Below are 12644 nucleotides of genomic sequence, written 5' to 3'. Positions count from 1 at the left end.
GATGATTTTGGACGAAATTTTAAAACGCACTCGAGAGGATCTCGCGCTTCGCAAAGAAAGGCTACCCGAGGATCTGCTCGGCCGCTCGCTAAGCGCCAATCCTTACGAGCCGCGTGACGTCATAAGCGCGCTTAGAAGCGACGAGAAGGACCCGCTTCGCATCATCGCCGAGATCAAAAAGGCAAGCCCGAGCAAGGGGATCATCCGCGAGGATTTTGAGCCGCTAAGCCTTGCTGCGGAGTACGAAAATGCGGGCGCCAGCGCCTTTTCGGTGCTTACTGAGCCGCATTACTTCAGAGGCGATTTGGAGTTTATCCCGCAGATCCGCCGTTACACGTATACGCCCATTTTGCGCAAGGATTTCATCGTCGATCGCTATCAGATCCTCGAGGCGCTGGTTTACGGTGCAGATTTTATACTGCTGATCGCCAAAGCTCTGGAAGGCAAACAGCTAAGAGAGCTGCTTGAATTTGCCCGCAGGCTGGGGCTTGAGGTGCTGTGCGAGATCCACGATAAGGACGATCTGAAAAAGGCGATCTTCGCAGGTGCGGGTATTATCGGCATCAACCATCGAAATTTAGAGACTTTCGAGGTCGATACGAGCCTGAGCGAGCGGCTAATCCCGCTGATTCCAAACGGCAAGATCATCGTCGTCGAAAGCGGCCTGCACTCGCACGAGCAGCTTTTAAGCTTGCACGAGGCGGGCGTCGATGCGTTTTTGATCGGCGAGCATTTTATGCGCCAAAATGACGTCGGCGCGGCACTGCGCGAGATAAAGCTCGGCGCGGGCGGCGAAATTTAAACCCGCTTGTTTGATCGCGCAAGACTGGATCGGAACGAGAAGTTAAATTTAGCGAAGAGAGCGAAATTTTAAGGTGGTAAATTTTAAAATTTCTAAAATTTGGCGGACTTTAAAATTTAGCGGCTATTTAAATTTAGCGTTTGCAACGTGATCAAATATCGCACGCTGCGTAAGCGTTCATGCTACGCTTTGGCGTCGTGAGTTCATTATCACGCGCTGCGCGAGCGGCTGCGGAGCGAGGTTTAAATTTACGCCTTTCGTTTGTATAGTTTTCCGTCGCATCACGAGCTGGTGCAAAAAGCGTGGGTTTAAATTTAGCTTTACGTTTGCGAAGCTTCGCGCGCGCGGTTGCACTTGTAGCATTGAGCGCCGAGAATTGCGAGTCTGCCGTAGCGCCTTGCATGCCTAGCGTGCTCTCAAGCCCAGTATTGGCGATTGCGCGGCGTCGTAAATTTAATCACAGCTCGCGACTTAAGCCGCCCAGAGGAGCTGCGCGTACGATAACTACGCAAAGCGAGCTATCGTAAAAGCGGACGGCGTAGGGGCTAGTGGGGTTGCGATACCCTGCAATACGCCGCGATTAAGCCGCAGCTGTATTACGACTGCGCTATGATCGCGCCGCGTTAAATTTTACCGCGTGTCGCGACGGTGATTGCGGCGTAGGTTTGGCATCGCGTACCGTGCCTGTGAGTGCGTCAAAGTTTTGTTATAATCCGCACGCAAACTGCCGCGGATTTAATATCGCCCGCCGTGCGCTTTGATCCGCGGAGTGTATGTCGCACCGAAGCGCTTTGCGTAGCACGAGATTCGTAAAGAGTGCGTACCACCGCGCGCATAACTTTGCGCCGTTTGAGCAAGCGCAAGTCGCGTAAATAAAATTTTATGAAATTTAGAAGTTTTAAATTCCAAATTTCATAAAATTTTGCGAAACGCAAATTTTAAAATTCCATAGAATTTTGGAATTTCGGAAAGGAAAAGAGATGGATTATCTTTGCGCCCCTTGGCGAAGCGAGTATTTTACCGAAAAAAGAAGCGGCTGTCCCTTTTGCGACGCGGCGGCGGATGCGGCGTTTGATGATCGCAACGGCGTGCTTTTTCGCGCGCAGCACTGCTTCGGGGTGATGAACCTCTACCCTTACAGCCCGGGCGCGTTTATGGTCATACCTTACGAGCATGTCGATAATATCGAGTGCCTTAGCGATGATGCGTGGGTGGAGATGAGTCGCTACGTGCGCGCCGGAGTGGGGATTTTAAAGCGCACGTTGGGCGCAAACGGCGTAAATATCGGTATGAACCTAGGCGCCGCCGCGGGTGCGGGTATCGCCGAGCACGTACACTATCATCTCGTGCCTCGGTGGCAGCGCGATACGAATTTCATCACGACGATCGCAAACGTCCGCGTAAATGGCGTTTCGTTCGCCCCGCTTTTTGAGAAGCTAAAAGCGGCTTACGCAGAAATCAAAATTTAAAACGGAGGATTGAGATGATTTTGTTTAAGACGAAAAAAGATGGAAAATGGGGTATTATAGACCAAACCGGCAAAGAGATTGCTTCTTGTATTTATACTTGGGTTGGGGAATTCGAAGAAGACTTAGCTTGGGTCATAAAAGACGATAAATATGGCTATATAGACAAAACAGGCAAAGAGGTCATTCCTCGCATTTATGATGGTGCTTGGAACTTTAGAGAAGGCTTAGCTCGGGTTAGAAAAGACGGTAAATATGGCTATATAGACAAAACCGGTAAAGAGATTGCTCCTTGTATTTATAATGATGCCGGTGACTTTAGTGAAGGCTTAGCTCAGATTGGGAAAGGCCTTAAATATGGCTATATAGACAAAACTGGCAAAGAGATCGCTCCTTGTATTTATAATAAAGTCGAAAAATTTTCCGAAGACTTAGCTCGGGTCATAAAAGACGGTAAATATGGCTATATAGATAAAACCGGCAAAGAGATCGCTCCTTGTATTTATAATAAAGTCGAAAAATTTTCCGAAGGCTTAGCTGAGGTCATAAAAGATGGTAAATATGGCTATATAGACAAAACAGGCAAAGAGGTCATTCCTTTTGTTTATGATTATGCTGGTAAATTTTCCGAAGGCTTAGCTCAGGTCAAAAAAGACGGTAAATACGGCTATATAGACAAAACCGGCAAAGAGGTTGTTTCTTGTATTTATGATTCTGCCTATGACTTTTGCGAAGGCTTAGCTCTGGTTAGAAAAGACGATAAATATGGCTATATAGACAAAACCGGCAAAGAAGTCGTTCCTTGTATTTATGATTCTGCCGATGGCTTTAGAGAAGGCTTAGCTCGGGTCATAAAAGACGGTAAATATTGCTATATAGACAAAACCGGCAAAGAGGTCATTACTTACATTTATGATAATATATCGATTTTGAGTGATACCCTATTTGATATATATGATCAAGTCATATATTATAAAGGATATGTTAAGGTCAAAAAAGACGGCAAATGGGGGTTGCTAGATGATTTGGAAAATGAAATTTTAAAGCCAGCGTTCTACGACGAAGTAGAACTTGTGAAAGTTTTAAGCGACGACTACGTTAAAATCATACTAGACGGTCGCGAAACTATCGTTGATAGAAACGGCAAGATAATATCGTAAATTTAAAGGAGAGATAATGGTTAGCGTAGAGCAGGCGATCGAGGATCTGAAAAACGGCAAAATGCTCGTTATGGTCGATGACGTCGATCGCGAGAACGAGGGCGATTTGGTGTTTGCGAGTACATTTAGCAGTGCGCAGAAGGTAAATTTTGCCATCACGCACGCTCGCGGAGTGCTGTGCGTGGCGCTTAGCCCGCAGATTGCGGAGCAGCTAGATCTAAGCTTGATGGTCGATAAAAACACTTCGAGCCACGAGACCGCGTTTACCGTCACGATCGACGCGAAGGACGCCAAGACGGGCGTAAGCGCGTATGAGCGTAATATGACGATTGAGCTGATGTCGCGCGTGGGCGCTCGCGCGGATGATTTCGTCCGCCCGGGGCATATCTTCCCGCTCATTGCTAAAAGCGGCGGCGTGCTCGCTCGCACGGGGCATACCGAGGGTTCAACGGATCTGTGCCGTTTGGCGGGGCTTTCGCAAAGCGCCGTGATCTGCGAGATCGTCAAAGACGACGGCGATATGGCGCGCAGGGACGATCTGGAAAAATTCTGCGCGCAGCACGGCATCAATATGATCTCGGTCGCGCAGATCGTGCAGTACCGCCTAAAACACGAAACTCTCGTTAAATTTAGCGAGCCAAAAAGCGCTCTGCTGTGCGGCGAAGCGGCGAAATTTTACGACGTGAGCGATCACGAGGGCAACGAGCACCGCGCCTATATTTTCGGCGAGCTGGGAAAGGGCGCGCAGACGAACGTGAAATTTCATAAAATTTCAAGCGATCTGGAGTTTTTAAGCGATACGAAATTTAACGATTTCATGCGCGATCTGGACATTTTGCGCAAGGAGGGCGGCGTGCTTTTGATGCTAAAATCCGCGCAAAATCGCGCCGATTTTAAGAGCTTCGGCATCGGAGCGCAAATTTTAGCACATCTGGGCGTTAGAAAAATCAAAATTTTAAGCAAGAGCGAGCCGAAAGACTACGCGGGGCTTAGCGGTTTTGGGATCGACATAGTTTGATAGCTCATATCGATTTGGACAGCTTCTTCGTCTCTGTAGCGAGGCTTGCCGATCCTGCGCTTGCGGGCAAAAAGATCGCAGTCGTCGGAGGCGGCGACGAGGAGATTTTCGGCGGCAAGAGCGAGCTTGGCAGCGTGATTTTAAGCGCGAGCTATGAGGCCAGAGCGGACGGCGTGCACTCGGCTCAGCCCGCTAAAATCGCGCTCGGACTCTGCCCGCAGCTAATTTTAGTGCGCGCGCGGCACGGCGAATACCGAAAAATTTCACGCGAAATTTATGAGTTTTTACTAAACTTTACGCCAGAGATCGAAAAATTTAGTATCGACGAGTTTTTTCTAAATTTACGCGGCACGCCCTACGACGCGGATGCGCTGAGCTTTGCTGCGTTTTTGCAAAGTGAAATCATGCGCCGCTTTAGCCTTCCGTGTAGCGTCGGACTTAGCGAAGCAAAACTGATTGCAAAGCTCGCCACCAGCCTTGCCAAACCATTCGGCGTGCGGCAAATTTTAAAATCGCAAATCGCGCGCGAGCTATCCGCCGTGCCGGTAGCGAAATTCCCCGGCATCGGCAAAGCGGCGCAAAAAACGCTCGGCAAATACGGCATCGTAAGCTTCGGCGATGCGCTAGGGCACAGAGAAATTTTTGAAAAGATGGGCGCAAACGGCAGGAAAATTTTTGCAGCCCTTAGCGGCGAGGATGAGGGCGAGGTCGTCTCAAAGCGCGAGCGCAAGAGTATCGGCTTTGGGCGCAGCTTCGCGCCGTGCGCCGATCGGGACGAGCTACGGCGTAAAATTTTGATTTTGGCACGCCATTTGGCGGGCGAAGTGCTCGCCAGAGGCCTAAAGCCCGCGACGTATGATCTAAAGATCCGCTACAAATCGCGCGAGGAGTTTTCGCACCAGATCAGCCAGGATAGGGTGTTTAGTTTAAATTTGCTGAGCGAGACCGCGCTTGAGCTGTTTAGGCTCTGCGACGTGAAAAAAGGCGCGCAGATAATCCACGTAGCGCTAAATCTTTCAAATTTCGGCGGCAGATCGGGCGGCTCGCTGCTCTTTGGCGAGATCGATAAGAAGCAGCAGAGCTTGGATCGATCTTTAAGCAGGATTTGGGAAAAATTCGGCATCGAAAAGCTAAAAAAAGCGAGCGAAATTTGATTAAATTTAAAGGAAAAAGATGAAATTAGGCGAGCTATACTCGGTGATCTGCATAATCTTTGCGACGAATTTCAGGGGCGTGATAGATGAGCAGAAGTTGCGCAGCTTGGGTAAAAACTGGATCATCGTAAATAAAAATATCGAGAACAAAAACGGCCACGAGCTTTGGCAAAAGGTACAAGGCGAGCCTTACGAGGCGCTAGAGCGCGATTTTGAGGCGCTAAAAGGGGCGTTTGAGATGGATTTTTTCAAGCTCATAAGCGAAAGCGAAGTGGAGCTGTTTTATGAAAAATGCCGCTTTAAAAAGCCTTTTGCGGAGCTTAAAAGCGCTCACGCAGCCAATATGCTAGCACTTCTTGCCATGATCTTTAAGCAAAACACAGACGCGAAATCGCATAAAATTTTGACGCTATATCTCGCACAATTTATCATTCCGAGCTTTTCCGCGCTTGCTACGCACGTGCAGATAAACGCCAAAAGCAGCTACTACAAGGCGCTCGGGTGGTTTTTGGCGGATTTTTGCCGCGTGGTGAAAGAGACGCTGGGGCTTGGAATTTAAAATTTAGAGCGCTCGCTCGGTGTTTTTTGCGTGTTCGGCACAGAAAAGCGCTATGTAGAGATAAGTCTGGAGCTTGCTTTCGGGGTTTCTTGCGCTGTAGCCGGTACAGCTCCTGCGGGCGCGATAAGCTAAGCAAGACGGGCGAATTTTATCTGCATATTTGCGCGGATGCAAAGTAGCTGCCCTGCTGTTTTGTGCGTCGGCGTTTGTCGTATCGCGCGTCGTTTTTGAATTCTGCACGGCATTCGGTATTTTGCATATGTGCTGCCTGATGTTTGTTTTGCGCGCACTGCGAGTTTTGCTAGGCATCCGGTGCTCTCGTTTTGCGCCGCCTGCATTAGGGTACTGCCTGCTTTGTCTGCGTCGCGTCGTTTTACGCTTTGGCGTCTTGCGTGTCGCTTTGTATGTCGTCTGGTACCGCCGCTCGGTGCTTTACGTGTGGCGCCTTGTGTCCCATCTGGCGTCGTCGCTTAAAATTTCATGCGAGGTGGTCTGCGCATCGTTTGACGCTATCGCTAAGCATCCGCGCATTACGTGTTTTGCGCGTGTGATTGAGCGTTCGAAAACTAGGGTTTGGCGTCTAGCACTTGCGCCGCTTTGCGTCTTTTGCCGAGCATGCGTTACGTAGCGTCCTGCGCACGTAGCCAAATTTTAAAATTTAAAACAAAGGAAAAATTTGAATTACTGGAACGAAATTTACACTCACTTTGATCCCGTGGCATTCAGCGCGTTTGGCATAAACGTGCACTGGTACGGCATTATGTATGTTTTGGCGCTACTTACGGCGCTATTTATCGCCAAGTATTTCGTACGCAAAGACGGCCTTGGCTTTAGCGATAAGATGCTCGATCGCTACTTTATCTGGGTCGAGGTTGGTGTCATTTTGGGCGCGCGACTGGGATACATCGCGATTTATTCGGGCGAGGCGGCGTGGTATTTCAGCCATCCGTGGCAAATTTTCAACCCCTTTCATAACGGCGAGTTCGTGGGCATTCGCGGTATGAGTTATCACGGCGCGGTCGTCGGATTCGTGATCGCGACGGTTTGGTTTTGCAAAAAATTTAAAACCGATATGTGGGCGTTGCTCGATCTCGTGGCACTTAGCGTGCCGCTTGGATATTTTTTCGGACGCGTGGGAAATTTTTTAAATCAGGAGCTTTTTGGGCGCGAGACGAGCGAGCCGTGGGGGATTTTGGTAGACGGCACATTACGTCACCCAAGCCAGCTTTACGAAGCGGTTTTGGAAGGGCTCGTTATTTTTGTGATTTTATTTTTCTACCGCAAACGCAAGAAATTTAACGGCGAGCTGATATGTCTGTATGCGATGCTATATACGGCGTTTAGATTTTTCGTAGAATTTTTTAGAGAGCCGGATAATGGGCTTGGTTTTATATTTTTAAATTTATCGATGGGGCAAATTTTATCTTTGGTAATGTTTTTGATAGCAGTTTTCTTAAAGCAGTCTTTGAAGAAAAAACTAATTTGTAGAAATTAAATTAATCTAAAGTTAAAAAGTAATATAATCTCTTTACAAAAATGTAAATTTTCGTTTAGCGGGGATTTATAATCATCTTTTTTAAGGAGAACCTATGCTAGGTCGCATTGAAGGCTTTACGGGCAGATCCATAGACGGCAAAAAAAGCCGCATTATGGCTTTGCAAGACGTGGCGCAAAGCATCAGCGGGCTGATTTTGGCCTGTTTTATGCTGTGTCATATGATATTTACCGGCACGATTTTGATCGGTAAGGGCGCGTTTGAGGGCGTCGTACATTTCGCCGAACCGGGCGGAATTTATTTCGTTACAAACATCGTCGCTTTTGTAATTTTCGTGATTTTCGTGATTCACGCGTTTTTGGCGATGAGAAAATTTCCAGCTAACTACGCCGCTTACAGAGCGTTTAAAGCGCACAAAATGCGAATGAAGCATTGCGACACGACGCTTTGGTGGTTTCAGTTTTGGACGGGATTTTTCCTATTTTTCTTTGCGGCGGCTCATATTTTAATGATCGTATTCGGTCCGAAAATTACTGCAGATCTTGCTATTGCTAGATTCGGACAGCTTCATCTATTTTATTTCGTTTTATTGATTTTCGTAGTAACTCACGCTAGTATTGGAATTTATAGGCTTTATATGAAATGGATCAGCATAGACGGCACGAAGGCTGAAATTCAAAGAAAAAGAGCCTTCATTAAAAAGGCGGTTTTCATCGTTTGGGGTGCATTTTTCTTGCTTTCGATAATCGCCGATTTCAAATGGTTAAGTTTAGAATAGGGAGTTTAGAATGAATGTAATATATTGCGATTCTTTAGTTATTGGCGGCGGTTTGGCGGGCTTAAGAGCTGCGATCGCTACCGGCGAGAAGGGGCTTAGCACCATCGTTTTGAGTCTGATCCCTGTTAAGCGCTCGCACTCTGCGGCAGCTCAAGGCGGCATGCAGGCGTCTCTGGGAAATTCCAAAATGAGCGAGGGCGATAATGAAGATGTGCACTTTGCCGATACGGTAAAAGGAAGCGACTGGGGCTGTGATCAGGATGTTGCTAGGATGTTTGCACAAACGGCACCTAAGGCGATCCGCGAACTTGCGGGCTGGGGCGTTCCTTGGACTAGGATTACTAGAGGTGAGCGAAGCGCTATTATCAATGCTCAAAAAACCACGATTACCGAAAAAGATGAGGTTCACGGGCTTATCCACAGCCGCGACTTCGGTGGCACGAAAAAATGGCGAACCTGCTATACCGCCGATGCTACGGGACATACGATGCTTTTTGCCGTTGCGAACGAAGCGCTAAAGCATAACGTAGATATTCATGATAGAAAAGAAGCGATCGCGCTAATTCATGCAAATAACCGCTGCTATGGCGCAATCGTGCGCGATTTGGTTACCGGCGAGCTGATCGCATACGTATCAAAGGGCACGTTGATCGCTACCGGCGGCTACGGCAGAGTATATAAACACACTACAAACGCCGTCGTTTGCGAGGGTATCGGCGCAGCTATCGCGCTGGAGACGGGGGTCGCGCAGCTTGGAAATATGGAAGCGGTGCAGTTTCACCCGACCCCTATCGTTCCGAGCGGAATTTTGCTTACCGAGGGTTGCCGCGGCGACGGCGGAATTTTACGCGATGTGGACGGCTACCGCTTTATGCCGGATTATGAGCCGGAGAAAAAGGAGCTTGCTAGCCGCGACGTCGTAAGCCGCCGCATAATGGAGCATATAAGAAAAGGCAAGGGTGTCAAAAGCCCTTACGGCGAGCACGTTTGGCTTGACATATCGATCCTCGGACGCGAGCATATCGAGAAAAATTTACGCGACGTGCAAGAAATTTGCGAGATTTTCAACGGCATCGATCCTGCCGACACCGAGGTAATAACCGACGAGCAGGGCAGAAAGCGCGGTAAAGGTTGGGCTCCGATCCTTCCTATGCAGCATTACTCGATGGGCGGTATCAAAACAAAAGCTACGGGCGAGAGTCCAACGCTAGCCGGGCTTTTCAGCGCCGGCGAGGCTGCGTGCTGGGATATGCACGGCTTTAACCGCTTGGGCGGAAATTCCGTCGCCGAAACCGTCGTCGCAGGAATGATCGTGGGCGAGTATTTTGCGGAGTATTGCCAAGGACACGACGTCGATATTAATACGCACGATATCGAAAAATTCGTGGATAAAGAGAAAAATTACATTAAAAGCCTGCTTGAAAAAGAGGGTAAATTTAACGTATTCGAGATCAAAAACAAGATGAAAGACGTTATGTGGGAGCACTGCGCGATCTTCCGCACCGGCGAGGGATTAGCCAAAGCCGTAAAAGAGCTTGAGGAGCTTTACAAGCAGTCCTTGGACGTCAAAGTAAGCAATAAAGAGCTTTTTGGAAATCCGGAGCTCGAGGAGGCTTACCGCGTACCGAAGATGCTAAAGCTCGCGCTTTGTATCGCCAAGGGTGCGCTTGATCGCACAGAAAGCCGAGGCGCGCACTTCCGCGAGGACTTCCCGAAACGCGACGATCTAAACTGGCTAAAACGAACGCTTGCGAGCTGGAAGGAGGGCGATACGATGCCTACCTTGACCTATGAGCCGCTTGATATTATGAAGATGGAGATGCCACCTGCATTCCGCGGATACGGCGCCAAAGGCAATATTATCGAGCATCCGGACAGCGCCGTGCGCCAAAAAGAAGTCGATGAAATTCGCGAGAAAATGCAAGCCGAGGGCAAAGGCAGATATGAAATTCAAGAGGCATTGATGCATTATGAATTGCAGCCAAAATATAAAGCACCTAACGAAAGAGCAGGTATAGGATATGAGTAGAAAAATAACAATAAAGGCATTTAAGTATAATCCGCTAAGCAAAATTTCAAAGCCGCACTTCGCTACTTACGAGATCGAAGAGACGGATGGAATGACGCTGTTTATCGCGCTTAACGTGATTCGTGAGAGATTTGATCCTGAGCTAAGCTTCGACTTCGTTTGCCGCGCGGGTATCTGCGGTAGCTGCGGTATGCTCGTAAACGGTAAGCCGCAGCTTGCGTGCCGCACGCTTACTAAGGATTATCCAGACGGCGTGATCGAGCTTATGCCGCTTCCATTTTTTAAGTTGCTAAAAGACCTCAGCGTTGATACGGGCAACTGGATGAACGCGATGAGCAAACGCGTAGAGAGCTGGATCCATACCGATCACGAAACCGACATCTCAAAGCTTGAAGAGAAGGTCGAGCCTGAGGTCGCGCAGGAGGTTTTCGAACTGGATCGCTGCATTGAGTGCGGCATCTGTGTAGCTGCATGCGGCGTAGCGATAATGCGAAAGGATTATATTGGCGCCGTCGGTATTAACCGCGTAGCACGCTTTCAGATCGATGCGCTGGATAAGCGAACCGATGAGGATTTTTACGAGCTAATCGGCGATGATGACGGAGTATTCGGCTGTATGACGCTGCTAGGCTGCGAAGACCACTGCCCTAAGCACCTTCCGCTTCAAAGCAAAATCGCATATGTTCGCCGCAAGCTTGCCGCTCAGGGCAAGTGCGGCTGCGGCAAATAAAATTTAAGCGGGACCTTCCCGCTTAAATTTATCTTCTAAATTTATAAATTTTACCTCGATAGATAAATTCTAAAATGCTTGAGCCAGACAAGCTAGATAGCTTTAAATTTAATACTATCCCAAGCGATAAAAAAGTAAAATACGAAATCGCTTAAGATCGCTAGCAAGGGATAAGGATGAACGAAGCAAAGCCCAAAGAGCTAAAGAAAATTCTAAATGAACGACATCAAAATGTAGAGCAAGGTTTGCAGAAAAATTCTGACGCTCAAAATTCTTGCCAATGCAATTGGTTTAACAACGGTTTCTTGGTTAATCAATCAAGTCATTACCTATGGAGTTATTGCGGCTGTTGTGATTTTTACACCTGAGATTCGTACAGGTCTGGAGAGGCTGGGGCGTGCTACCAATTTGTTTTCGACAGCACCCATTAGCTCAGAAGAAAGAATGGTGCAGGCATTTGTCAAAGCAGTGGATTATATGAGTCCGCGGAAAATTGGGGCTCTCGTTGCTATCCAAGGTAGCCGAACCTTGCAAGAATATATTGCAACAGGGATTCCTTTAGATGCCGATGTATCAGGTGAGTTGTTAATCAATATCTTTATTCCTAATACACCGCTGCATGACGGAGCTGTCATTGTAAGAGACAATAAAATAGCCGTTTCTTGCGCTTATCTTCCGCTCACAGAAAACACAGGTATTTCTAAGGAATTTGGAACGCGCCATCGTGCAGCAATCGGTCTTTCAGAAGTGTCAGACGCTCTTACTTTTGTAGTGTCGGAGGAAACGGGAGGGATTTCAATTACACATAATGGAGTTTTCAAGCATAATTTGACATTAGAGGAATTTGAAGCAGAATTGCGGAAAGTGCTGATCTCAGATGAACAACCAAAATCACCATTTAGAAATCGTGTGCTAGGAGGTTGGAAACATGAAAAATCATAAACAGATTTGGTACATCATTTCTTCCATCTTTTTTGCAGGTGTTTTATTTATTTACGCCACCACGACAAATTACCAAAATAATTCAAATGCTAGACAAACAACTTCTGAAAACTATACCAACACCTTGCCTAGTGTACCAATTGATATTAAATACAATAGTGAAAAATATTTTATCAGTGGGTTTGCATCTGAAGTGTCAGTAGTGTTGACAGGATCTAATCGTGTGACTCTTGCTAGTGAAATGCAAGAAAGCACACGAAAATTCAAGGTTGTGGCAGATTTGACAAAAGCTACAGAAGGAACGAGAGAAGTACCTTTGGCGATTAAAAATTTACCTAGTGGTTTAACTGCGACTGTCACACCAGCTAAGATTACAGTGAAAGTTGGCAAGAAAGCAAGCAAGACAGTTGAAGTGAAAACAACTATCAGTTCAGCCCAGTTAGCAGATGGGTTGATGGTTGATCGCGTGACGGTTGGTGACAATAAGGTAACTGTTACAAGTGACGAAGAT

At 47.6% G+C, this 12644-nt stretch carries 14 protein-coding genes; 13 read left to right on the top strand and 1 reads right to left on the bottom strand.

The genetic code is table 11. The annotated features are described in order from the left end of the window. Nucleotide 1 precedes the first annotated feature (1 nt). The 6 genes from trpC to Q0460_RS00240 all read left to right on the top strand — a co-directional run bounded on the left by trpC (nucleotide 2) and on the right by Q0460_RS00240 (nucleotide 6159). Complete coding sequence (trpC, locus tag Q0460_RS00265) at nucleotides 2-802, top strand: indole-3-glycerol phosphate synthase TrpC (protein ID WP_299083415.1); 801 nt, start codon at nucleotides 2-4, stop codon at nucleotides 800-802. A gap of 980 nt (nucleotides 803-1782) precedes the next feature. After that, nucleotides 1783-2271, top strand: a complete 489-nt coding sequence (locus Q0460_RS00260; RefSeq protein ID WP_299083412.1) for an HIT domain-containing protein — start codon at nucleotides 1783-1785, stop codon at nucleotides 2269-2271. 14 nt (nucleotides 2272-2285) lie between these two features. After that, a complete protein-coding gene (locus tag Q0460_RS00255) occupies nucleotides 2286-3428 on the top strand; it encodes a WG repeat-containing protein (RefSeq protein ID WP_299083409.1) in 1143 nt (380 codons plus the stop codon). 16 nt (nucleotides 3429-3444) lie between these two features. Beyond that, on the top strand, nucleotides 3445-4446 hold the full coding sequence (locus tag Q0460_RS00250; protein ID WP_299083406.1) for a bifunctional 3,4-dihydroxy-2-butanone 4-phosphate synthase/GTP cyclohydrolase II: 1002 nt from the start codon (nucleotides 3445-3447) through the stop codon (nucleotides 4444-4446). Beyond that, complete coding sequence (locus Q0460_RS00245) at nucleotides 4443-5600, top strand: DNA polymerase IV (RefSeq protein WP_299083403.1); 1158 nt, start codon at nucleotides 4443-4445, stop codon at nucleotides 5598-5600. The genes Q0460_RS00250 and Q0460_RS00245 overlap by 4 nt, the downstream gene beginning before the upstream one ends. 19 nt (nucleotides 5601-5619) lie before the next feature. After that, the gene (locus Q0460_RS00240) at nucleotides 5620-6159 is read left to right on the top strand and encodes a hypothetical protein (RefSeq protein ID WP_299083398.1); all 540 of its coding nucleotides are present in this window, start codon (nucleotides 5620-5622) and stop codon (nucleotides 6157-6159) included. A gap of 3 nt (nucleotides 6160-6162) precedes the next feature. Here the strand turns inward: Q0460_RS00240 and Q0460_RS00235 are convergent, their stop codons facing one another. Further along, nucleotides 6163-6468, bottom strand: a complete 306-nt coding sequence (locus tag Q0460_RS00235; protein WP_299083396.1) for a hypothetical protein — start codon at nucleotides 6466-6468, stop codon at nucleotides 6163-6165. A gap of 367 nt (nucleotides 6469-6835) precedes the next feature. Here Q0460_RS00235 and lgt point away from each other — a divergent pair, with 367 nt between their 5' ends. The 7 genes from lgt to Q0460_RS00200 all read left to right on the top strand — a co-directional run. After that, complete coding sequence (lgt, locus tag Q0460_RS00230; protein ID WP_299083393.1) at nucleotides 6836-7654, top strand: prolipoprotein diacylglyceryl transferase; 819 nt, start codon at nucleotides 6836-6838, stop codon at nucleotides 7652-7654. 94 nt (nucleotides 7655-7748) lie between these two features. Beyond that, nucleotides 7749-8432 (top strand): fumarate reductase cytochrome b subunit, encoded by a 684-nt coding sequence (locus tag Q0460_RS00225; RefSeq protein ID WP_297915476.1) that lies wholly within the window; start codon nucleotides 7749-7751, stop codon nucleotides 8430-8432. A gap of 10 nt (nucleotides 8433-8442) precedes the next feature. Beyond that, nucleotides 8443-10461 carry a fumarate reductase flavoprotein subunit gene (locus Q0460_RS00220; protein ID WP_299083389.1) on the top strand — a complete coding sequence of 673 codons (2019 nt, stop codon included), beginning with the start codon at nucleotides 8443-8445 and terminating at the stop codon, nucleotides 10459-10461. Continuing rightward, the gene (locus Q0460_RS00215) at nucleotides 10454-11191 is read left to right on the top strand and encodes a fumarate reductase iron-sulfur subunit (protein ID WP_297897165.1); all 738 of its coding nucleotides are present in this window, start codon (nucleotides 10454-10456) and stop codon (nucleotides 11189-11191) included. The genes Q0460_RS00220 and Q0460_RS00215 overlap by 8 nt, the downstream gene beginning before the upstream one ends. A 176-nt stretch (nucleotides 11192-11367) precedes the next feature. Further along, nucleotides 11368-11559 (top strand): hypothetical protein, encoded by a 192-nt coding sequence (locus Q0460_RS00210; RefSeq protein WP_299083385.1) that lies wholly within the window; start codon nucleotides 11368-11370, stop codon nucleotides 11557-11559. Continuing rightward, a complete protein-coding gene (gene cdaA / locus Q0460_RS00205) occupies nucleotides 11477-12133 on the top strand; it encodes a diadenylate cyclase CdaA (RefSeq protein ID WP_367178637.1) in 657 nt (218 codons plus the stop codon). Before Q0460_RS00210 ends, cdaA begins: the two co-directional genes overlap by 83 nt. Then, a partial coding sequence (locus Q0460_RS00200) for a CdaR family protein (protein ID WP_299083382.1) occupies nucleotides 12120-12644 on the top strand: 525 nt, incomplete at its 3' end. The genes cdaA and Q0460_RS00200, both read left to right, overlap by 14 nt.

The sequence above is a fragment of the uncultured Campylobacter sp. genome (genome assembly GCF_937980635.1).
Lineage (GTDB): Bacteria > Campylobacterota > Campylobacteria > Campylobacterales > Campylobacteraceae > Campylobacter_B.
This window is presented reverse-complemented; position numbering and strand designations above follow the sequence as displayed.

What these genes read in the sequence shown, in the direction of transcription:
- Q0460_RS00255 (WP_299083409.1), top strand. Translation starts at nt 2,286, where the DNA reads ATGATTTTGTTTAAGACGAAAAAAGATGGAAAATGGGGTATTATAGAC.
- Q0460_RS00210 (WP_299083385.1), top strand. Translation starts at nt 11,368, where the DNA reads ATGAACGAAGCAAAGCCCAAAGAGCTAAAGAAAATTCTAAATGAACGA.
- Q0460_RS00235 (WP_299083396.1), bottom strand. Translation starts at nt 6,468, where the DNA reads ATGCCTAGCAAAACTCGCAGTGCGCGCAAAACAAACATCAGGCAGCAC.
- Q0460_RS00260 (WP_299083412.1), top strand. Translation starts at nt 1,783, where the DNA reads ATGGATTATCTTTGCGCCCCTTGGCGAAGCGAGTATTTTACCGAAAAA.
- Q0460_RS00225 (WP_297915476.1), top strand. Translation starts at nt 7,749, where the DNA reads ATGCTAGGTCGCATTGAAGGCTTTACGGGCAGATCCATAGACGGCAAA.
- Q0460_RS00215 (WP_297897165.1), top strand. Translation starts at nt 10,454, where the DNA reads ATGAGTAGAAAAATAACAATAAAGGCATTTAAGTATAATCCGCTAAGC.
- Q0460_RS00220 (WP_299083389.1), top strand. Translation starts at nt 8,443, where the DNA reads ATGAATGTAATATATTGCGATTCTTTAGTTATTGGCGGCGGTTTGGCG.
- trpC (WP_299083415.1), top strand. Translation starts at nt 2, where the DNA reads ATGATTTTGGACGAAATTTTAAAACGCACTCGAGAGGATCTCGCGCTT.
- Q0460_RS00250 (WP_299083406.1), top strand. Translation starts at nt 3,445, where the DNA reads ATGGTTAGCGTAGAGCAGGCGATCGAGGATCTGAAAAACGGCAAAATG.
- Q0460_RS00240 (WP_299083398.1), top strand. Translation starts at nt 5,620, where the DNA reads ATGAAATTAGGCGAGCTATACTCGGTGATCTGCATAATCTTTGCGACG.